The sequence below is a fragment of the Vibrio neptunius genome (genome assembly GCF_000967495.1).
Lineage (GTDB): Bacteria > Pseudomonadota > Gammaproteobacteria > Enterobacterales > Vibrionaceae > Vibrio > Vibrio neptunius.
The window spans coordinates 38,664-60,758 of sequence record NZ_JXXU01000088.1 but is presented as its reverse complement, the minus strand read 5'-3'; the positions used below and the strand labels follow the sequence as shown (position 1 = coordinate 60,758).

At 44.3% G+C, this 22,095-nt stretch carries 20 protein-coding genes; 10 read left to right on the top strand and 10 right to left on the bottom strand.

Annotated elements, in window-relative coordinates:
- The first annotated feature begins 39 nt into the window (after positions 1-39).
- Both TW84_RS22420 and TW84_RS22415 read left to right on the top strand, forming a co-directional pair.
- Positions 40-936, top strand: coding sequence for a LysR family transcriptional regulator ArgP (locus TW84_RS22420; protein WP_045977827.1), 897 nt, complete (start codon positions 40-42; stop codon positions 934-936).
- A gap of 96 nt (positions 937-1,032) precedes the next feature.
- Positions 1,033-1,725 (top strand): oxidative stress defense protein, encoded by a 693-nt coding sequence (locus tag TW84_RS22415; protein WP_045977826.1) that lies wholly within the window; start codon positions 1,033-1,035, stop codon positions 1,723-1,725.
- A gap of 460 nt (positions 1,726-2,185) precedes the next feature.
- Here the strand turns inward: TW84_RS22415 and TW84_RS22410 are convergent, their stop codons facing one another.
- Both TW84_RS22410 and pykF read right to left on the bottom strand, forming a co-directional pair.
- Positions 2,186-2,845 carry a GntR family transcriptional regulator gene (locus tag TW84_RS22410; protein WP_045977825.1) on the bottom strand — a complete coding sequence of 220 codons (660 nt, stop codon included), beginning with the start codon at positions 2,843-2,845 and terminating at the stop codon, positions 2,186-2,188.
- Positions 2,846-3,011: 166 nt separating this feature from the next.
- The gene (gene pykF / locus TW84_RS22405; RefSeq protein ID WP_006958219.1) at positions 3,012-4,424 is read right to left on the bottom strand and encodes a pyruvate kinase PykF; all 1,413 of its coding nucleotides are present in this window, start codon (positions 4,422-4,424) and stop codon (positions 3,012-3,014) included.
- A 432-nt stretch (positions 4,425-4,856) separates the two neighbouring features.
- Here pykF and TW84_RS22400 point away from each other — a divergent pair, with 432 nt between their 5' ends.
- Both TW84_RS22400 and glmS read left to right on the top strand, forming a co-directional pair.
- Positions 4,857-5,618, top strand: a complete 762-nt coding sequence (locus TW84_RS22400) for a DeoR/GlpR family DNA-binding transcription regulator (protein ID WP_045977824.1) — start codon at positions 4,857-4,859, stop codon at positions 5,616-5,618.
- A 112-nt stretch (positions 5,619-5,730) separates the two neighbouring features.
- Complete coding sequence (glmS, locus tag TW84_RS22395) at positions 5,731-7,563, top strand: glutamine--fructose-6-phosphate transaminase (isomerizing) (RefSeq protein ID WP_045977823.1); 1,833 nt, start codon at positions 5,731-5,733, stop codon at positions 7,561-7,563.
- Positions 7,564-7,621: 58 nt separating this feature from the next.
- Here glmS and TW84_RS22390 read toward each other — a convergent pair whose 3' ends face one another.
- The 7 genes from TW84_RS22390 to ispB form a co-directional block, all read right to left on the bottom strand.
- The gene (locus TW84_RS22390; protein ID WP_045977822.1) at positions 7,622-8,266 is read right to left on the bottom strand and encodes an HAD family hydrolase; all 645 of its coding nucleotides are present in this window, start codon (positions 8,264-8,266) and stop codon (positions 7,622-7,624) included.
- Between the two features lie 38 nt (positions 8,267-8,304).
- Positions 8,305-8,835 (bottom strand): MltR family transcriptional regulator, encoded by a 531-nt coding sequence (locus tag TW84_RS22385; RefSeq protein WP_045977821.1) that lies wholly within the window; start codon positions 8,833-8,835, stop codon positions 8,305-8,307.
- A 52-nt stretch (positions 8,836-8,887) separates the two neighbouring features.
- Positions 8,888-10,036: a mannitol-1-phosphate 5-dehydrogenase gene (locus tag TW84_RS22380; protein ID WP_045977820.1), complete on the bottom strand. Its 1,149-nt coding sequence runs from the start codon at positions 10,034-10,036 to the stop codon at positions 8,888-8,890.
- A gap of 112 nt (positions 10,037-10,148) precedes the next feature.
- A complete protein-coding gene (locus TW84_RS22375) occupies positions 10,149-12,101 on the bottom strand; it encodes a PTS mannitol transporter subunit IICBA (RefSeq protein ID WP_045977819.1) in 1,953 nt (650 codons plus the stop codon).
- Between the two features lie 500 nt (positions 12,102-12,601).
- A complete protein-coding gene (locus tag TW84_RS22370; protein ID WP_420806559.1) occupies positions 12,602-13,678 on the bottom strand; it encodes a TRAP transporter substrate-binding protein in 1,077 nt (358 codons plus the stop codon).
- A 267-nt stretch (positions 13,679-13,945) separates the two neighbouring features.
- On the bottom strand, positions 13,946-15,700 hold the full coding sequence (locus TW84_RS22365) for a lysophospholipid acyltransferase family protein (RefSeq protein WP_045977817.1): 1,755 nt from the start codon (positions 15,698-15,700) through the stop codon (positions 13,946-13,948).
- Positions 15,701-16,075: 375 nt separating this feature from the next.
- The gene (gene ispB, locus TW84_RS22360; protein WP_045977816.1) at positions 16,076-17,047 is read right to left on the bottom strand and encodes an octaprenyl diphosphate synthase; all 972 of its coding nucleotides are present in this window, start codon (positions 17,045-17,047) and stop codon (positions 16,076-16,078) included.
- 272 nt (positions 17,048-17,319) lie between these two features.
- On the opposite strand from ispB, the gene rplU reads away from it, so the two are divergent.
- From rplU to folA, 6 genes are all read left to right on the top strand, one after another.
- Entirely contained in the window at positions 17,320-17,631 is a 312-nt protein-coding gene (gene rplU / locus TW84_RS22355) for a 50S ribosomal protein L21 (protein ID WP_006958203.1), read from the top strand.
- A gap of 20 nt (positions 17,632-17,651) precedes the next feature.
- Positions 17,652-17,909: a 50S ribosomal protein L27 gene (gene rpmA, locus TW84_RS22350; RefSeq protein WP_004409945.1), complete on the top strand. Its 258-nt coding sequence runs from the start codon at positions 17,652-17,654 to the stop codon at positions 17,907-17,909.
- 277 nt (positions 17,910-18,186) lie between these two features.
- Positions 18,187-19,359 (top strand): Obg family GTPase CgtA, encoded by a 1,173-nt coding sequence (cgtA, locus tag TW84_RS22345; protein WP_045977815.1) that lies wholly within the window; start codon positions 18,187-18,189, stop codon positions 19,357-19,359.
- Between the two features lie 120 nt (positions 19,360-19,479).
- Positions 19,480-20,247, top strand: coding sequence for a threonine/serine exporter family protein (locus TW84_RS22340; RefSeq protein ID WP_045977814.1), 768 nt, complete (start codon positions 19,480-19,482; stop codon positions 20,245-20,247).
- Positions 20,247-20,717: a threonine/serine exporter family protein gene (locus tag TW84_RS22335; protein ID WP_045977813.1), complete on the top strand. Its 471-nt coding sequence runs from the start codon at positions 20,247-20,249 to the stop codon at positions 20,715-20,717. Before TW84_RS22340 ends, TW84_RS22335 begins: the two co-directional genes overlap by 1 nt.
- A 22-nt stretch (positions 20,718-20,739) precedes the next feature.
- Positions 20,740-21,225 carry a type 3 dihydrofolate reductase gene (gene folA, locus TW84_RS22330; RefSeq protein WP_045977812.1) on the top strand — a complete coding sequence of 162 codons (486 nt, stop codon included), beginning with the start codon at positions 20,740-20,742 and terminating at the stop codon, positions 21,223-21,225.
- Between the two features lie 51 nt (positions 21,226-21,276).
- On the opposite strand, the gene apaH is transcribed toward folA, so the two are convergent.
- The gene (apaH, locus tag TW84_RS22325; protein WP_045977811.1) at positions 21,277-22,086 is read right to left on the bottom strand and encodes a bis(5'-nucleosyl)-tetraphosphatase (symmetrical) ApaH; all 810 of its coding nucleotides are present in this window, start codon (positions 22,084-22,086) and stop codon (positions 21,277-21,279) included.
- Between the last annotated feature and the right edge of the window lie 9 nt (positions 22,087-22,095).

The following is a 22,095-nucleotide window of genomic DNA, read 5'->3' as shown; positions in this document are numbered from 1 at the left end:
TTTAATCTATTATAAGTTTTACTTATTTTTGGCGGTGCTATGCGTGGGTTGGATTACAAATGGATAGAAGCTTTGGAGTCAGTAGTGACTCAAGGCAGTTTTGAACGTGCAGCGGAGGCGCTCTACATCTCGCAGTCTGCGGTTTCACAGCGTATTAAGCAGTTAGAAAAGTTTCTCGCTCAGCCCGTGCTTGTTCGCGAGCAGCCACCTAGAGCAACAATGGTGGGTAAAAAGCTGTTGGGCCTTTATCATAGGGTGCAATTGCTAGAAAGTGAGCTTGTACCTGAATTAACTAATAGTGATTCAGAGCGCCCGCTAGCGATTTCTATCGCCACCAATGCCGATAGCCTGGCAACTTGGCTGTTGCCTTCGTTACAGCAGGTACTGACAACGCGGAACATTGAGCTGAGACTGGCAGTACTCAATGAAGTTAGGGCAATAGAAAAGCTCAAAAGTGGCGAGGTCACTGGTGCAATTAGCCTAGAATCTCGGCCTATTCCCGGATGTCAGGCGGACTATTTAGGAAGAGTTGATTATGTCTGTGTGGCAAACCCGCAATTCGTCGAGCGTTATTTCCCCAACGGCGTTAACTATGAATCTCTACTGCAGGCCCCAGCAGTGGCATACGACCAGCATGATGATCAACATCAGCTGTTTTTAAAAGAGCATTTTAATATCTTGCCAGATAATGTCCGGACTCATCGCGTTGCCAGTTCAGAAGCGTTTGTCAAAATGGCCCTGGCAGGAGTCGCGTATTGTTTGATCCCAAGCTTTCAGATCCAAAAAGAGTTAGCGCAAGGGAGATTAGTCGACATCTTACCCGGGTTCTTAAGTTCATATCGCATCTATTGGCATCACTGGCAACTCGAATCGGGTGTATTGGAAGAAGTGACTCAATCCATTGTTAATTATGCGAGAAATGTGCTGTCGAGCTAGTACTTGGTTAAAGTTCTGTCAGAACATCGAACTAGACTCCTCATGCAGCATCTAAACGCTATGATGTATGTGATTAGTTAAATAAGGTGAACAATAATGAAGATAGTTTCTAGCCTGGCAATTGCCGTTTCAGGCCTGGTCAGTATTGGTGCATACGCTGATACGCCTAACTTCCCACACCTAGCTACGACCGGATATGGTGAAGTTGTTGCAAAGCCTGATATGGCGAAGTTTACGGTTCGTGTGGTCGAAACCACCATGACGGCAGAACAAGCCAAACAGACAGTCGACAAAGTAGTGACAGACTTTCTGACTAAACTGAAAGAGCAGGGAATGCGTGCTGACAACATCACCAGCTCTAATCTTTATATCTCACCACAATACCATTACCCGAAAAATGGTAAGCCTGAGTTAGTGGGTTACCGTGCTTCTCGCACTGTTAATGTTACTGTCGATGAATTGGCGAACTTGAATCAGTATCTGGATATTGCGCTGAATTCGGGCATCAACCAGGTCGAAAACATTCAGCTTAAAGTGAAAGATCAGGCTAAATATCAAGAGCAAGCACGCCAAGCCGCCATCAAGGATGCCAATAGTAAAGCCGAGTCACTGGCCTCTGGTTTTGGCAAAGATATCAATGGTGTGTGGCGAATCGATTACAATATGCCAAGCTCTCAACCCGTGCTCATGCGCTCTATGACGATGGATGCTAAAACAGAATCCAATACTTATCAGGATTCATCTATCGTGATCCGAGATCGAGTTGACGTCATTTATCAGTTGGATTAAGCAATGAAAGCACCTTTTTACACCTAAGGTGCTTTAATAGAGTTGTTATTAACCGCTTTTTATTATGGTGTGTACGGTTGCACATTTTATTTAAGAGCTTTGGTGGTGAGGTGTTAACAAAACATCTTTTGGTATCAATCGGTCTAAGCTGAATAGGAATATCACAGCATTAGCAGCCAATTCATGATGATCGTCGAACTTCTCCCACACAGTCATCGCTTATACCAATATGTCCTATTGCTTGCTGAGAGTCGTGAGTTTGCTTCGGGAGAGTTAACGCCTTGTATGAGGTAGGCTTTATGGTCCGTGTCTGTGGTTAGTAGTTTACCATCATGATGGCACACACCACGATAAGTGTGATGATATGGCTGTGTATGAATCAAAGACGCTCGGATTAAATTGAGTCTTTGTGTGTAAAAGTAGTCATGGTATTGCTTAAAACCTCGTTTGATTTTCTGGATTATACGTCTTGTTCGATTGTGGTTTGTATCTGTTCCATTGAGCGATGAAGATGACGATCAAACTGCTTTGTTGCTTGCTCGGTGTCCTTTGCTAGAACCAATTTCATGATGTTTTCACACTCATCAATCTCAAAACGACGTGTGTCCAGTCCATTGTTGCGAGCGAAATAGCGGTAACGCTTGATTTGATTGATAAGATCAGTGAAAAACTCAAACATGTTGCGTGAATTTGAACCTTCAAGCAGCGTGATATGGAACTGATGCAGGCGTTCTTCCCACTCTTTCCAGTCATAATCATCGTTAGGCAAATCTATTCGTGATAGTTTATGAAACGATGTTAAAACTTCGAGCTCCCAGTCTTCACTTCCTGAAAGAATCGATTTTTTCAGTAGCACAGCGGCGACGGTACGTAGGCTTTCGTATAGATCGGCAAGTTCATCCACAGATACTGGTGATACCCAGCAACCTTTTTGTGGCTCGAGACTGACATACTTTGTCCATGAGAGCTGCACTAGTGCTTCTCTAATTGGTGAAGCCCCCACGTGATATCGGCTTTTTAGATCGGCGACTACTAGCTTCTGACTCGGTTTTAGCTCTCCACTCAATATGTCTTGGTAGATCATTTTCGAGACTTTGTTAGTCAACGTTGGGCTAGACACTATCCTTTCCTCACATGCATAAATACAGCGTTATATAAAACGGGCGTGAATTTAATGGTACGCAATACTTTGAGCGATAATACAGCGTACTAAATAGTGAGACAAGAGGAAGGGATAAAAAAAGAGGGCCGAGGCCCTCTTTAAAAAGTGAATATTTATTCGGTTCTTATAGAACGTGAACAGAAGCTGTGTTTGTTGTACCAGAAGCAACTAGAGCGCCAGATACCATAACAACGATGTCACCTTTGTTACCTAGACCAGATTCAAGTGCGAGTTCTTTACCTAGTACGTAGAATGCGTCAGTGCTGTCGATTGAATCAACCAACACAGGGCGAACACCTTTTGTTAGCACAAGCTGAGCTGCTGTTTTTGCATTGTTAGTCAGTGCAAGGATGTTTGCTGTTGGGAAGTACTTACGTACTGAGCGAGCTGATTTACCACCTTCAGTTGCAACAACAATCAGTGGAGCTGCTAGTTTTTCAGCTGTGTCTACAGCGCCTTTACATACTGCTTCTGTGATACGTAGACGAGGGCTATCAAGGCGAGAACCTAGTTCCGCTTTTAGTGCTGCATCTGTGCGATTTGCGATCTGAGCCATGATAGTTACCGCTTCAACTGGGTACTTACCTTTGGCTGTTTCGCCAGAAAGCATGACAGCATCAGTACCGTCCATCACTGCGTTCGCAACGTCGCCTGCTTCTGCACGAGTAGGACGTGGGTTGTTGATCATAGAATCAAGCATTTGAGTCGCTGTGATAACCATCTTACGGGCACGGTTACATTTCTCGATCATCATCTTCTGAGCGAAGATTACTTCTTCCGCTGGGATTTCAACACCTAGGTCACCACGAGCAACCATGATACCGTCAGACAGCTCTAGGATCTCATCGAAGTTATCAACACCTTCTTGGTTTTCGATTTTAGAGATGATGTGGATGTTTTCACCGCCGTTAGCCGCAAGCACTTCGCGAATTTCTTTCACGTCAGACGCTTTACGGATGAAAGAGGCTGCAACAAAGTCAACGCCTTGCTCACAACCAAACTTAAGGTCGTTCTTATCTTTTTCAGATAGAGCAGGTAGGTTTACTGAAACGCCAGGTAGGTTAACACCTTTGTTTTCGCCTAGTGCACCGTTGTTCAGTACCTTACATTTCACTTCAGTTTCTGAAGTTGCCAGTACTTCCATTTCGATCAGACCGTCGTCCACTAGGATAGTGTTACCAACGTTAAGGTCTGCTGCGAAACCTGCGTAAGTTACCGCTACTTTGTCTTTGTCGCCCACAACTGAAGTGTCAGTTGTGAAAGTGAACTCCTGACCAGCAACCAGATCAACATCATCGCCATTTTCTAGCTTGATAGTACGGATCTCTGGACCTTTAGTATCTAAAAGGATAGCCAGTTGCTTACCAGACTCTTCCATTACTTTACGGAAGTTCGCAATACGAGTGCCGTGCTCTTGGTAGTCACCGTGAGAGAAGTTTAGGCGCATTACGTTCATGCCTGCATTTACGAGTTCAGTTAGCTTCTCTACAGATTCAGTTTTAGGGCCAATCGTACATACGATTTTGGTCTTTTTCATGGAAGATATTCTCCGGTCAATAATAGTTACAATCTGAAAGTCATTTATCTCGCTGAAGTCGAGGGTTCCCGCCTGGCATTTCGAGCCTTCTATATACAAGAGAACATCAATGTTGTCGTCGACTTCAGAACTGAAAGTCTTTCAACAAGTTTAGTCATTTTATGACCAAACTGTCTGGATAATACTCAGCATTTCTGTGACTAACCTAGGATATATGCGGTTAGTTGCAAAAAAATAACGGTCAATTCTGTAATTTTTTTTCTTTTCGGTGGCGAATTCTACCACTGATTCACGCCAATATCACTGTTTAAGAATTGTCTTAGGACAAGGTTTTGCCGCTATTTTTTATTTTTTGGTTCAAAATAAATGGACTTTAAAGTTTCGATTTGACTATAATTTCTTTCACAACGAAACTTATTGAATGAAATTAAGATGTCGAAACGAAACACGCAACTAAGAAGGCACGCAATTTCTAATTTGGTAAATGAAAAAGGTGAGGTCAGTGTTGAGGTTTTGTCGATCCAATTTGAGACTTCTGAAGTCACAATTCGAAAGGATCTTGCCTCTTTAGAGAAAAATGGCCAACTATTGCGTCGCTATGGTGGTGCTATCGCATTACCAAAAGAAGTCGTCAGCGATGAATTGAGCGAAAATGTTTCGATTCGTAAGGGTGAGCTCGCCCAAGCGGCAGCCAAGCTGATCCGCGAGCACAATCGCATTGTGATCGACAGTGGCAGCACAACCGCTTCATTGATCAAGCAACTGGATGGTATGCGTGGTTTGGTTGTGATGACCAACTCACTCAATGTGGCGAACGCGCTTAATGAGCTTGAAAGTGAGCCAACGTTATTGATGACGGGCGGGACTTGGGATGCACATTCTGAGTCTTTTCAAGGACAAGTGGCTGAGTCGGTACTACGCTCATATGACTTTGACCAGCTATTTATTGGTGCTGATGGCGTTGACTTAGAGCGAGGTACGACAACATTTAATGAATTGGTCGGCCTAAGTAAAGTGATGGCTGAAGTGTCACGTGAAGTCATTGTGATGGTCGAATCTGAAAAAATTGGTCGTAAGATTCCAAACCTCGAACTGGCTTGGACTTCCATCGATATCTTAATTACTAACAAAGACTTAAATCCTGAGTTCAAACAGCAAATTGAATCTCATGATGTGAAAGTTATTTGCGTATAAAGCTATTTAAAACAAATTAATCAATTTAATCCCGTCAATTTGGCTTTTTTGCTTGCTGTCTAGATTGCGTACCTCGGATGAGGAAGGGATACCAAAAAACGGAGATACAAATATGTGTGGAATCGTCGGTGCAGTAGCACAACGAGATGTGGCTGAAATTCTGGTGGAAGGCTTACGCCGCCTTGAATACCGTGGTTATGACTCGGCAGGTGTTGCTGTAGTTGATGGTGATTCTAATCTGACTCGCCTTCGCCGTCTGGGTAAAGTTCAGGAACTGGCGGACGCTGTGGACGCAGCGGAAGTGGTCGGTGGGACAGGTATCGCTCACACGCGTTGGGCGACCCACGGTGAGCCTTCAGAGGCTAATGCACACCCGCACATGTCTGGTGATATTGCTGTTGTGCATAATGGCATCATTGAAAATCATGAAGAGCTGCGTGAGCTGCTGAAATCTCGTGGCTATGTATTTGACTCCCAAACGGACACTGAAGTCATTGCTCACATGGTTGAGTGGGAACTACGCACTGCTGACTCACTACTTGAGGCGGTTCAGAAAACTGCCAAGCAACTTGAAGGCGCTTACGGTACAGTTGCTGTTGATCGCAAAGATCCTTCACGCATTGTTGTTGCTCGTTCTGGCAGCCCGATCGTTATTGGTTTCGGTGTCGGTGAAAACTTCCTTGCTTCAGATCAGCTTGCCCTGCTAAATGTGACTCGTCGCTTTATGTATCTGGAAGAAGGCGATGTGGCTGAAATTACTCGTCGTGACGTGAACGTGTTTGATCTTTCTGGTGAACGTGTTGAGCGTGAAATCATTGAGTCAAACGCAGAGCACGATGCGGGTGACAAAGGTCAGTACCGTCACTTCATGCAAAAAGAAATCTACGAACAACCAACGGCTTTAATTAACACAATGGAAGGCCGCCTAACATCGGATTCAGTCGTCACTGAAGCTATTGGTGTTAATGCGGCAGAAATCTTGAGTAAAGTTGAGCATGTACAGATCGTCGCATGTGGCACGTCTTATAATGCGGGGATGACTGCACGCTACTGGTTTGAAGACATTGCAGGCGTAAGTTGTGATGTGGAAATTGCGTCAGAGTTCCGATACCGCAAATTTGTGACTCGTCCAAATAGCCTGCTGATCACTTTATCTCAATCAGGTGAAACGGCTGATACTTTGGCAGCGCTTCGCCTTGCTAAAGAGAAAGGTTACATGGCGGCAATGACGATTTGTAACGTTGCAGGCTCTTCGTTAGTTCGTGAGTCCGACTTTGCTTTCATGACACGTGCTGGCGTCGAAATCGGCGTTGCATCTACGAAAGCCTTCACAACTCAGCTTTCAGCACTGCTAATGCTAGTGACGGCACTTGGTAAGCAGCAAAACCGTGTAAGCAAAGAGAAAGAAAAAGAGATTGTTGAAGCACTGCATGCATTACCAAAACAGATCAACTCTGCGCTATCGTTTGAGAAAGATATTGAAGCTCTAGCGGAAGATTTTGCTGATAAGCACCACACCTTGTTCCTTGGCCGTGGTGAATTTTACCCGATTGCTATGGAAGCTTCGTTGAAGCTGAAAGAGATATCTTACATTCACGCAGAAGCTTATGCTGCAGGTGAATTGAAGCATGGTCCTCTTGCGCTGATTGATGCTGATATGCCAGTGGTTGTCGTCGCACCGAGTAATGAGCTGCTTGAAAAACTTAAGTCGAACATTGAAGAAGTGCGCGCGCGTGGTGGCTTGCTGTATGTCTTCGCTGATGCAGAGGCGGGCTTTGAAGCTGATGAAACCATGAAGATCATCACGATGCCTCACGTAAGTGACATCACTGCACCTATCTACTATACGATTCCGATGCAGCTATTGTCTTACTACGTTGCTCTCATCAAAGGTACGGATGTGGATCAGCCACGTAACTTAGCCAAAGCGGTAACGGTAGAGTAACTTCAGTTAGACAAATGAAAACCGAGGCATTGCCTCGGTTTTTTTAGTTTTAATCTGTTTACATGTTATCCAGCAATGGAATCACTTCGTCCAGTTGATTTAAGACGGTTATCTTGCTTTTCAACTCACAAAGAGGTGGCAGAAGATCAGGAATCATCACTGCGTTGCACTCTGCTGCTAAGGCAGCTTTGATTCCGTTGTTCGAATCTTCCAGTACTAGGCATTGTTTTGCATCAACCCCTAGCTGGCAATAAGCCATCTTATAGCAGTCGGGATTAGGTTTGCCGAGAGTGACATCTTCAGCGCTAATAATGAGATCAAATTGCGCTAAATAGTGACTTGTCCGAAAGTTATGTTCGACATCTGAACGTTGCGAAGAGGTGACGATAGCCGTGAGTAGATCGCGTTGTTTTATAGCACTAAGGAGCGGTTCAAATCCTGGTTTGAGAGGAATACCGTGAGATCTTAGGTTGTGGTAGTGCTGGTCTCTAATGCTTCGATAACGATGTATATCGATAGCGCTTTGAAAGTAGTCTATAAGCTGTTGTTCGCATTCCGGATCTTGTACACCAATAAACTGCTGATAAAAGTCATCAGATATTGATAGCCCTTGTTCCATAGCCGCGAATTGCCAGCTTTGTTTGTAAATAAACTCACTGTCAAAAATAAGGCCATCCATATCGAAGAGTATAGCTTTGAGCATATGAGGTTCTTTCTATAGTGTGGGGGCTCACGGAATGATTAGAATGGGCTCTCTTTACCTAGTTCATTACATATTTCAACGATCGCGAGAGAGAGCCCAGACTTGATTATTTGTTGCTGGCGTTTCAGTTGTAACTGATAAAACTCGAGATCGATATCATCATCCGGTTCCATGACTTCCATATGTACCATGCCCATTTTTTTGACCAGATTAAGCTTCTTTATAGGGTCTAAGATATTGGGGTCGGTAAACTCATAATCGGTCACATCGCTGTTTAAGATGTTTTTGATTTTGATGATATCATCGATGTCGTGATAAACATCGTTGGGTAGCACCCCTAAACCAAACAAGAGTTTAAGACGCACTGATAAATCACCCAGTGGGCCTGAATCATGAAGCAGTGGACCGACAACAGATTGAACTGCAAAGTTATCTTTCTGGAAAATGCGCTGCATCAACGCATCAATAGAGTCATTAAACACATCAACAGCAGCAATAAAAAAGCCGCGAACCGAAGGTGCGTTGTTTAATCGCTCTATAATGTCGGTTTCATTTATTTTGTCTGCCATATACTGAACTAAATATCGTTTAATAAGGGGAGAAGAGCTCCCCTACATGTTGTTATAAGGTGTTGAAAATCGACTCGATTTGAGCAACTTCTTCACTGTCTTCACTCAAACCTGTGTAGCAAGCGAGGGTTTTACTCACACCATGCTCTATTAGTGAGTTTTGTAGCTCGATAGCCTGAGGGTCTTCACTACTGCGGTATTTTAATGCAGCTGCAATTCCTTTTAAAAGTATTCTGTTTTCAGTACCATACTCGATTGTACCGAGTAATGGTTTGATTAACCTATCGTTTACTCCCAATTTGCGAATGGGTTGGCGACCAACACGATCGACTTCATCGACAAGATAAGGGTTAGCAAATCGACCGAGGATTTTTTCTATGTATGCTGCGTGTAATTGGCGATCAAAGCCGTAGCGACGAATCAGAACTTCTCCACTTTCTTCCATTGCTTGTCTTACATCGGCTTGTATCTCAGGATCTTCTATCGCCTGACGAATCGTTTGATGACCTTTTAAACAGCCCAGATAGGCTGTGATGCAGTGCCCCGTGTTTAGGGTGAACAGCTTACGTTCTACAAAAGCCATTAAATTATCGGTCTTCTCCATCCCACTAATGTCTGGGATTTCACCTTTGAACTGTTGTTGGTCCACAATCCACTCACTGAAGCTCTCTACCGTGACTTCCAGTGGGTCATCATTGGCGGCTTCTGCTGGTGGGACAATGCGATCAACTGCTGAATCGACGAAACCCACAAGTAGGTCGGCTTTAGCATGCAATGAATGGTCTAAATGTTTATATACTTCGCCTTTTAAGTGTGTGGTGCCACGAACCATATTTTCACAAGCAATAATATTGAGAGGAGCGTTGTTTCCGGCTGAAAATCTTTTGGCAATACCTGTAGCTATTGTCTTGGCGATAATGTCGAGAACATTGGGCCCAACTGCTGTGGTGACCAAGTCTGTTTTTACAATTCGGTCAATCACATCTTCGCTGGCGGAGTTTACTGCGGTGACGTGGCTAACTGTATCAATCTGACATTGAGTACCAACGACTTTAACTTTGTATTCCTGTTTGTGGCTAAGTTGATCAATAAGTGGGGCATCAACGTCTGCGAAAGTGACGTTTACTTCTGCGTCCGCTAAGAGTTTTCCGATGAATCCTCTGCCAATATTACCTGCGCCAAAATGAACAGCATTCTTCATAATTTACCTACCAATTTCAATTGAATAAAACTAACGACTCTAGGGTGAGGCCAACCGTATAGGGGGCAGTTGACCTCGTTTGCTCTCAGGAGCAAAGTTGTTAAAGAGGTGATTAAGCGGCTTGCGGATTTCCAAGGATGCTGAGAATTTCCGCAACATCTTTGGTACTCGTTAGCTTATCAATGGCCTCTGGCTCATCGAGTGCGTTAGTAATGGTGGTAATGACCTGAATGTGTTCGTCATTTTTGGCGGCAATGCCAATGACAAGCTTGGCGACATCGTCTTGATCGTCGGTAAACTGGATGCCAGATGGGTACTGACAAATAACGATGCCGGTCTTCTTAACTTTATCCTTGGCTTCAATGGTACCGTGTGGAACTGCGATAGATTCACCTAAGTAGGTCGGAACGAGTTTTTCTCGTTCAAACATTGCGTCTACATATTCAGGTTCGGCGTAGCCCATCTCGACCAGTTTATTGCCAGCAAAGCGAATAGCTTCTTCCTTGTTCGTCGCGTTAAGTCCTAAATGAATGTTTTCTGATGCGATTTGGAAAACGGATGTTGGCTGAGGTTCAAATGTGTCGTCATTGGCCGCCATCAGAGAAACTTTAATTGCTTGCTCGTCATTCGCAGCTTGGCTTTTCTGGGCAGCAAGTAGCTTAGTGACCAGTTGGCTGTACATTTCGCTATCTAAGAAGTTGGTCAGTGAAATATGCTGAGCGTCGGGCGCATGCTTGCGAGCACGATCCGTTAAATCTTTATGAGTAATCACGATATCGGCACTCTCTGTTAAGTTGTTGATTGCAAGATTGTTTACGCTGATACTTAAACCTGCATCTTGTACCTTTTTACGTAGCATACTGGCACCCATTGCGCTGGAACCCATCCCCGCATCACAGGCTACGATAATACTTTTAACATCCGCTAAGTCTATGTTGCCTTTGTTTTGAGCACTTACTGCACTGTTTGACTTGGTGGCCGACTTCATGTCTTTCATTTGTGATGTTGCTTTTTCAAGTGCTGCTTCATCCCCGTCTTCTTCCGACGTTGATTGGGTTTTCATCAACAAAGCAGCAACTGTAAACGAAACACCTGTTGCGGCAGCAATAGACGCAAGAACTCCGACGATAGATGCTTTTTGAGTCATGAGTAAGATAGCGAAAATTGAACCTGGTGATGCTGGAGAAACAATACCCGCGTTAAACATGACGAGAACAAATACGCCTGTCATGCCGCCCGTGATTGCCGCAAGGATCAAGCGTGGGTTCATCAGAATATATGGGAAGTAGATTTCATGAATGCCACCGAAGAAGTGGATGATAGAAGCCCCACCTGCTGTTTGACGAGCAGTTCCTTTACCAAACACCATATAAGCTAAGAGGATGCCCAGCCCCGGCCCTGGGTTTGCTTCAATAAGAAAGAAGATCGATTGACCCATTTCTGAAGCTTGTTGGATCCCGAGTGGAGAAAATATACCGTGGTTGATCGCATTGTTTAGGAACAGGATCTTAGCAGGTTCTACAAAAATAGAGGTTAGAGGAAGTAGGTGTGCTGAAACTAGGAAATTAACCCCAGCGGCGAGACCACCAGAAAGTACTTTAACAAATGGTCCAATGAACATGAACGCAAGCATTGCGCCAAGCATACCAATAATACCTGCTGAGAAGTTGTTGACCAACATCTCAAAGCCACTTTTCACTTTGCCGTCGATGTAGTTATCGAATTTTTTGATTGCCCAGCCACCTAGCGGACCGACCATCATGGCACCCATGAACATAGGTATATCGGTGCCCACAATCACACCCGTAGTGGTGATTGCACCAACAACCGCACCGCGTTCGCCACCGACAAGTTTACCGCCGGTATAACCGATTAACAGTGGCAATAGGTAGGTAATCATTGGGCCGACCATAGACGCTAATGTCTCGTTTGGTAGCCAGCCTGTTGGAATGAATAGAGCAGTAATAAAACCCCACGCGATAAACGCGCCGATATTGGGCATTACCATATTAGACAGAAAACGACCAAAATTTTGTATCTTGATCTTAGCGTCTGGTGATATCATAACAGTTCCCCGTTCGATGTTCTGATGAATATTGTAGTAGTACGGTTCGCCAAAACCGCTTGATTGCTTAGTACCCAATCAATTTACCACACAAATTCATTTTGGAACTGACGACGGGTTTTTTGTGACCTCATGCAAAAAATCCTGCCCTCAACGCTTTTTTATGGCGATCTCTATCAAGTAATTGGCGTGTAATTTTTATACAATTTTTCAGTATTTGATATGTCAATAATAATTAAATGATCATTGTCACTATTTAGTGCTTTTCATTGAGTTATTTTATGTGACTCTTGTCACTAATTTATGGTGTTGGATTATCTGATACTGAATTTATGTGATCTTTGTTGGTTTATTTAGGCGAGTGTGCTTCACTGTTAATGTGATCAAAATATCATTTTGGCTTTAATGAAATAAAGCAACAGTTAGTTCTAGAGGCAAGCGGCTGGTTATTGATGTGCTTTCAAATGGGTGGCAAGGACATTTTGCCACCCACAAAAGGCTTAATTGCTATCTAGATAGGCTTTGGAAGAAATATTGGTCCAGGCACGCACCTTAGTCAGGTACTGTTTCTGAGAGGTAATGATCTCCTTTGCTAGTTCATCTTTGTTCGCTAGCTCTTCTAACAGTTCTTGAGTCGCGGTTTGCATTGCGCTGAGCACTTCCGGTGGAAAATCTCGAACTTTAATGTTGGGATATTCAGCACTCATGCTCGCCCAGCTGTTGGCATTAGCATCGAGTGCCTGTGTGTACATATCAAATGCCGCTACCCTGAAAGCTGTTTCTAAGATCGATTGAAGATCTTTAGGTAGTCTGTCCCACGTTTTTTTGTTGACTAGGAATTGAGTTTCAGAGCCAGGCTCGTGCCACGCTGTGTAATAGTAGGGGGCGATTTTTTGAAAACCCATACGCAAATCGAAAGCAGGGCCTACCCATTCAAGCGCATCAATTGTGCCTCGTTCAAGTGAGGTATACAGTTCGCCAGGCGCTATATTGGTTGGTTTTGCTCCAACTTTGGCCATCACTTCACCGGCAAATCCAGGAATGCGAATTTTTAAACCTTTTAGGTCTTCAACGGAATTGATCTCTTTTTTAAACCAGCCACCCATCTGAATATCGGAGTTGCCACCAGGGAAGGAAAGTAAGTTATGCGGTGCATAGACTTTTTCCATCAACTCCATACCACCACCACGATAAAACCAAGCGTATTGCTCGGTCGTGATCATCCCGAAGGGCATGGAAGAGAAATACAGTGTGTTAGGTACTTTACCTTTCCAATAATACGAACTGGAGTGCCCAAGGTCATACTGACCTGACTTGACCATATCGAAAATGCCCAATGGCGCTTTGTGTTTATTGGCAGAGTCTATGCGAATCTTAAGCCGACCGTTAGACATCTCTTCTGCTAGCTGAGCCATGTTCTTGGTGGCATCACCTAGAATTGGAGTATTTGGTCCCCAAGTTTCAGCTAACTTGAGTCGATAGACTTTTTCTGCGGCGAAACTGGTGACAGACGCTAAACCTAATAGCAACGCGATGGCGCCAGTAACTGTAGAACGAATGGTTTTATGAGATGGCATCATGATGGAGGTTACTTCCTTGTTATTGTGATTATCGTTATCCCTAGATTTCAGTTAGATGATAGTTCCGTCAATGGATTTTTGATTGGCATAATTTTGGTCAATCGATATAAAAGTCGGCTTTTCAGCAGCTATGAAAGATTGTTGCTTTGTTACTGAGTTATGGTGTGAAAGATCGCTTTGAGATTTATTTTAAATCAAGTGAATTCTCTGGATAGCAAAAGTGCTGCGTAAGTCACGCAGCATTTTCGTTGTTGTTCAATCAAGTTAAGGGGTGTGATGCGCTAGGTACTGTTGGGCTTGAGAGGTACCCATATAGCGGGCTAATGTTTTGACGGGCACTTGTTGAAGATCAACCATGATCAATCCATCCAATGCATTGTTAAAAGATGGATCGATATTGAATGACACTAACTTACCATTAAGACCTAAGTATTGACGCAACAATACGGGAACCCCTTTTCCGTCATCAATGCGTGCAATTACTCGCGACAGCAGCTGGAGATCGCCCAACGCGGTCAGCATGCTAGTATTCCAGTTTTTAGGTTGAACTGGCAGAGGGTTCGATGGTGTCACGTATTCGGCTTTCTCTGAGTCGTAATGATGGAGAGTCATGGTATCCGCAAGCAGTTGCCTCGCTTGCTCACTGTAGTCGTTACTGATACTGACAGGGCCAAACAAATGCGTATAGCTTGGGTTGCGGTGGACGAAAGTGGCGATCCCTTTCCAGAGCAAGAGCAGAGCGCCCATACTTTTTTGATACCGTTCATCAATCACCGATCGACCCATTTCAATCGATTTGCCCATGGTGTTGAGAAAGTCTTCGCCATAATGGAAAAGAGTTCTCGAATAGAGCCCGGACAGTCCCTTGTGCTGCATAAGCTCATCGACTAATCCAAGGCGATAGGCGCCAACTAGGCATTGATTATCCCTGTCCCAGATAAACAAATGCTTGTAGTAACGATCAAAGTCGTCGATATCTAAAGCGAGGCCTGTGCCTTCACCTACTTTGCGAAAGTTATTCTCTCTCAGCCTGCCTATTTCATGCAGTAATGAAGGAATATGTTCGGCGTCGGTGCAATAGACATCAAACTCACCACTGGTCAATAAGTGATGCTCAGCAGGCAGCTTGGTAAGGTCCATTTTAAGATCTTGAACGGGTAAAGCATGTGCGATAGGTAAAGGGTTGGACTCCAACTCTTCAGTGTTTTCAGCACTTAAGGTTTTGTTTTGTAATAAGTAGGTATTAAGGCGAAGGTAGTTGACAATTTGCGCGTCTGTTAGGCCGTTCACTTCTTTAAATTTGATTGCCGAACCGATGGATATATTGATTGGCCGCTGGTTTTTATTGAGTAGTTCGCGGCCAAGCATTAAGGTTCTAAGTAGTGGGTGGACTTTACCAGCCATATAGAAGCGCTTGGAGTTTTGACCATCGATAAACATTGGTATGGTACTCGCTCTGGCCTTACGTACTAAGCTGCTCACCGAGCGGCTCCATTCTTTATCTTCAATACGTTGAGTCTTCCGATCAACCAGTTGAGAGACTTCTCCTGCGGGGAAAAGGAGTAATAGCCCACCTTGATCTAAATGTTGGTGAGCCTGTCGAAGCGCTTTGAGGTTCGCTTTGTGGGCGTTTTGGCCTTCAAATACGTCGACACCGATAAACAGCTTATCGAGTTCAGGGACAGTTTTTAAATACTGGTTTGCCAATATCTGTACATCGTCTCTGACATGCAGCAGCAGCTCTGCCAGGATCACCCCTTCTACGCAGCCAAGAGGATGATTGGCCACGACCACTGTTGCTCCTTGGGTAGGAATATGCGTCAAAGAGCCTTTAATTACCTGATAATCAATACCAAGTATCTCTAGAGTAAATCGCAGAAAAGCTTTGCTGTCACAGTCAGTTGGCCGCAGTGCGTAATACCGATCAAGCTTTTGCAGACCAGTGGCCCACTCGGCTAAGTTTTCTCCTAAACCAAAAGGTGTTTTACGTGGTAAACGAAAAGGGCTCGAAACTTCCATACTGTCCTCGGTTCTACGATTGGCAAACCGAGGTTAGGTCGGTTTGATTGCAATTTGAGGTCAGAAGAATGAGAGATTTATGAATGAGCTATGACGCTTTCATGATCAAAGAGTAAATGGTAGCTAACTACTAATTTCAGGTGTAACAGTGGAAGCTTACTCGAACGAATCAAACGATTGGTCGCAAAACATAGGTAATGTTTGCCCGTGTTGGTGATCTACTGCTAGGTTGAAATAGGTATGTAAAGGCTTATTGCTGATAAAGCGCGGCACAAGACTTCGCTCAACGTTAGTAATAGTAGAGCCAATAGACCTTCGACTTGCTGCACTGGAATAAACGGGAACCAAGGGTTCCCGTTAACTTGTTTTAAACGATTATTTAGTCCGGTGAACTGCCATGTGGGCTAATGCGACGAGCGCTTCTTTATACTGAGACTCTGGCAGTAACTTCAGTTCTGCTATAGCCTTGTCCGCTTCTTGATAAGCTTTTTCGCGGGTATATTTCAGAGCGCCCGTTTGTTCCATCGCTTCCATGATGGCTGAAAGTTTCTCCATACCGTTCGACTTCTCAATGGCTTCACGAATCATGCTGGTTTGTTCTGGCGAACCGTGAAGCATTGCGTAAAGTAGCGGTAGGGTAGGTTTACCTTCAGCTAAGTCATCACCGACATTTTTACCCATGTCTTCACCGTCAGAGGTATAATCCATCACGTCATCAATCAGTTGGAAAGCCGTCCCTAGGTACTTGCCGTAATTCTGTAAGGCAAGTTCCATATCAGCAGGGGCTTCATTGAGAATAGCCCCTATTTGTGTTGCTGCTTCAAACAATCGAGCCGTTTTTGAGTAAATAACCTGCATGTAACTTTCTTCAGTCGTATCTGGATCATTGCAGTTCATGAGCTGTTGGACTTCGCCTTCGGCGATAACGTTGACTGAATCACTCATTAGTTTGAGGATCTTCATTGATCCTAGCTCTGTCATCATCTGAAAAGAGCGTGTGTAAATAAAATCACCAACCAAAACGCTGGCAGCATTCCCGAAAGCGGCGTTGGCTGTAGCTTTGCCCCTGCGCATATGTGACTCATCAACCACATCGTCATGAAGTAATGTTGCAGTATGAATAAACTCAATAAACGCAGCCGCTGTCGTATGTGCTTGGCCCTGATAACCCAGAGCACGAGCAGATAATACGGCTAAAAGAGGACGTATACGTTTACCACCACCACTAACGATGTAAAAACCTAATTGGTTGATTAAAGATACGTCAGAGTTGAGTTGAGCGTGAATCGTTTCATTCACTTTTGCCATGTCGTCGGCAGTTAGAGCTTGGATAGCTTTAAAATCCATTGTAAATCCGGCTGAAGTTAGAACTAGTAAGGTCTTCTTATCTGACTTTATTGCTGAATAATACACTAAAAAACGTTGATAAATACATGGCTAAAGGGCATGATTGCGGCACTTTTATCTGGCGATTAGCTTTTCGCCAATTTTTTCAAAATATGGCTTGTCATAGGGACATCTCTTCTGTAGAATCTGCGCCCTATTGATGATTAGTTTAGCGCACACCCATGATGCTCAATAAACAAGCATAAGGCTGTGCGGAAAAAGCGGAGTAAGATATGTACGCTGTTTTCCAATCTGGTGGTAAACAACACCGTGTAAGCGAAGGTCAAACACTTCGTTTAGAGAAATTAGACGTAGAAACTGGTGCAACTGTAGAATTCGATAAAGTTCTTCTTGTTGCTAACGGCGAAGACGTTCAAGTTGGCGCTCCTCTAGTAGAGGGCGGCAAAGTAGTTGCTGAAGTTGTACAACACGGTCGTGGCGACAAAGTTAAAGTCGTTAAGTTCCGTCGTCGTAAGCACTCTCGTAAGCAACAGGGTCACCGTCAGTGGTTCACTGAAGTGAAGATCACTGGTATCAACGCTTAATTTATTAGGAGAGTTTAACAATGGCACACAAAAAAGCTGGTGGTTCTACTCGTAACGGCCGCGATTCAGAAAGCAAACGTCTAGGTGTTAAGCGTTTCGGTGGTGAGTCTGTTCTTGCAGGTAACATCATTGTTCGTCAACGTGGTACAAAGTTCCACGCTGGTACTAACGTTGGTATCGGTAAAGACCACACTCTATTCGCTCTTACTGAAGGTAAAGTGAAGTTCGAAGTGAAAGGTCCTAAGAACCGTAAATTCGTAAGCATCGAAGCTGAGTAATTCTCACTGAGATTAAGAATTTAGGCTTCTAGCTGAATTCAAAAGCCCTGCCGATTCGGCGGGGTTTTTTATTTGCAGCAAGCTGGAATCGATACTAAGGCACTTTGTAAAAAGTCCCTCATTATATGTTCCTGAGTGGCAGAACGATCTGGGATTTTAGGTGATCGATCTGAAATTGGGATCTGCTAGAATTTATATCATTCACATCCTGAAACAGGGGCAGTGAGATGATATTTGCAACGCAACTACGATAAGTAGTAATTGGGCGGAGTAAGAGATGAAATTCGTTGATGAAGCGGTAGTTAAAGTTCAAGCCGGAGATGGCGGCAACGGTGTAGTGAGTTTCTGGAGAGAGAAATTCGTTGCGAAAGGTGGCCCAGATGGTGGTGATGGTGGTGATGGTGGCGACGTCTATATCCAAGCTGATGAAAACCTTAATACCCTGATTGACTATCGTTTTCAGCGCTTCTACGAAGCGGAGCGCGGAGAAAATGGGCGCGGTGGTAATTGTACAGGTAAACGAGGGAAAGATAAGGTGCTGCGTGTACCTGTCGGAACTCGTGCTGTGGATGTTCACACTAATGAAATCGTGGCGGAAGTCGCAGAGCATGGCAAAAAAATCATGGTCGCAAAAGGTGGCTGGCACGGTTTAGGTAATACGCGTTTTAAGTCGTCGGTCAACCGCGCACCACGTCAAAAAACCTTGGGCACTAAAGGCGAGATCCGTGAAGTTCGCTTAGAGCTATTGTTGCTTGCTGATGTGGGTATGCTTGGTTTACCAAATGCAGGTAAATCAACATTTATTCGCTCGGTGTCAGCCGCTAAGCCAAAAGTGGCTGACTATCCATTTACGACTTTGATCCCTAGCTTAGGTGTAGTTAGTGTCGTACCTGAAAAGAGCTTTGTTGTCGCTGATATTCCTGGATTGATTGAAGGCGCTGCTGATGGTGCTGGTCTTGGTATTCGATTCTTGAAGCATTTAGAGCGCTGTCGAGTTCTACTGCATATGATCGACATCATGCCGATTGATCAAAGTGATCCTGTGCAAAATGCGTTAACCATCATTGATGAGCTTGAGCAGTACAGTGAGAAGCTAGCAGATAAGCCGCGTTGGCTTATCTTCAACAAAGTTGACTTGATGCCTGAAGAAGAAGCGAACGAAGTGATCCAAAACATTCTCGACGCTCTAGGTTGGGAAGAGGATTACTACAAGATCTCTGCGGTGAATAAGCAAGGAACCAAAGAGCTTTGTTACAAGTTGGCTGACTTTATGGAGAATCTACCTCGTGAAGAAGAAGAGATCTCTGAAGAAGAGAAAGTTGACTTCATGTGGGATGATTACCATAAAGACGCAATGTCAGGCAAAGACGTCATTACTGAAGACGACGATGACTGGGATGATTGGGACGATGAAGAAGACGATGGGCATGTCGTTTATGTCCGCGAATAATCGTTGAGTTGATTGAAAGCCGCAATGTTTAAAGCATTGCGGCTTTTTTGTATTTAAATCAAATCAATTGTCGGCGTGATTCGCCACAATAACAGGCTTCTAAAGGAGTAGGATTGATTTATGGTTTCAAAACAACGCAGTGTTTCTCGCCTTATCGCTCAAGCAGGGCAAATGCTGCTTGCTCACGGAGCAGAGAGCACATTGGTAGGGGATATTACCCGACGTATTGGACTTGCGAGTGGTATGGATGAGGTGGAAGTTTCTTTATCTGCCAGTTCGTTAGTAGTGACGACTGTGTATCAGGAGCACTGTATTACCACTGCACGCCGCAGCCCTGATCGTGGAATCAATATGAGGGTCATCACTCAGATACAACGGATTTGTATCATGCTTGAAAGAGGCATCATAGACCATGCCTTGGCTCAGCATAAGCTGGAAAGAATTAATCCCGAACGTTACAACCGTTGGCTAGTCGTAGTGATGATAGGCTTATCTTGTGCTGCATTTAGCCGACTAGCGGGTGGAGATTGGGTTGTCTTTGCTATGACATTTATCGCTTCTTCGATCGGGATGATAGTCAGGCAGGAAATCGGCCATCGCCACTTTAACCCCTTGATGAACTTTGCCGCGACAGCGTTTGTTACAACCGTTGTGTCAGCGCAAGCGGTAATTTATGGGTTAGGTAATTCGCCGTTTTTGGTTATGGCCTCTTCGGTACTGATGTTGGTGCCAGGGTTCCCGCTAATTAATGCTGTCGCGGATATGCTCAAAGGCTATATCAATATGGGCATTGCTCGCTTTGTGATGGCAAGCCTGCTCACTTTAGCAACCTGCCTTGGTATCGTCGCGGCCATGAGCTTAGTTGGTGTCTGGGGGTGGGTGTTGTGATGTGGTTTGATTTATTGGTTGCTTTGCTCAACGACATGCTGTTTGCCGCTATTCCTGCTGTGGGCTTTGCTTTAGTTTTTAATGTGCCTCAAAAAGCCTTGGTTTATTGTGCAATCGGCGGAGCAATTGGGCATGGTTCACGCTACTTGATGATGCATTTTGGCATCACTATCGAATGGGCTACTTTTTTTGCCGCGATGTTGGTTAGTATTATTGGTATCCATTGGTCTCATCGCTTTCTCGCTCATCCTAAAGTGTTTACGGTAGCCGCGTTGATTCCTATGGTCCCAGGTGTATTTGCTTTTAAGGCAATGATAGCCTTAGTGGAGCTCAATCATAGAGGATACAGCCATGAGTTGGTGGCCATGTTAGCGGAAAACTTCCTCAAAGCAATGTTTATAATTGCGGGATTAGCGGTTGGCTTAGCCATGCCTGGGTTGCTATTCTATCGCCGGAAATCGATAGTCTGATACGTTTAAAGGAGCATCAGCAATGATCATCAGTATGATCGCCGCCATGGCAAAAGATCGTGTAATTGGTAAAGACAATCAAATGCCGTGGCATCTGCCAGCAGATTTTGCTTGGTTCAAACGTTGTACTATGGGCAAGCCTGTTATTATGGGGCGTAAGACGTACGAGTCGATTGGGCGCCCACTTCCAGGTCGTCATAACATTGTGGTCAGCCGTGATGTCAACTTAGCAATCGAGGGCGTCACAACAGTGATCACTATTGATCATGCTTTAGAGGCTGCTGGTGATGTAGACGAAGTGATGATCATCGGTGGTGGTGCGATTTACAAAGCCTGCCTTCCTCAAGCTGACAAGCTCTACGTGACTTATATAGACGCCCAAATAGAAGGCGATACCCAATTTCCGTATTGGGAAGATATGTTTGAAGAAACCCATTCTGAAAACTACGTAGCAGATGAAAAAAATGCGTACGATATGCGATTTGTTGTTTTAGAACGACAGTGCTAGCAGATTCGCTAACGGTTTGTGAGCTGGGAGTCGCGGAGTGTTGTTGGCTCTCTAGCTTTCTAGCGCATCTTGGGTAAAAAACGTTTTATCTTCCCATCTCAACATCGTCAGGCTACCACCCCACACACAACCTGTATCTAATCCAATGACATCTTTGCCAGTATAGCCTTCCAAGGCTGCCCAATGGCCGAACAACACTATCTTATTCAGCGGAATACGATTGTTAAGTTTAAACCATGGCGTTAAATGACTATCTTGGACATCTTTTGGTGGCCGCTTACAGGCCATATCTAGCCTTCCATCGGAAAAGCAGAAGCGCATTCTTGTGAAGGCGTTAATGATATATCGGTAGCGCTCAATGCCCTTGAGTTTATCATACCAATAATCTGGCTGATTATCGTACATGTTTTTGATCAGCCAATGCCATTCTTTACTCTGTAAAATGGCTTCGACTTCTCTGGCACTGTTTCTAGCGACATCAAGCGACCATTGCGGTGAAATGCCTGCATGGCACATAATGAACTCATCGTGCTCCGCGAGAAGGGGTTGCTGACGAAGCCAATTGAGTAGCTCTTGTTTGTCGTCAGCATTAAAGATAGGAGCGGTCTTATCCTTGCTCTTAACTTTGTGTACACCTATTGAGACGGCGAGTAAGTGCAGGTCATGATTACCTAAAACCACTTTAGCTGCTTGGCCTAAATCTTTGATAAAGCGAAGTGTTTCTAACGATTTTGGCCCTCGTGCAACCAGATCACCTGCAACCCAGAGTGTATCAGATTGAGGTTTGAAACTAGCTTGTTTAAGGAGTAGTTGCAGCTCATCAAAGCAGCCTTGAATATCACCAACAATATAATTGGACACAAAAATTCC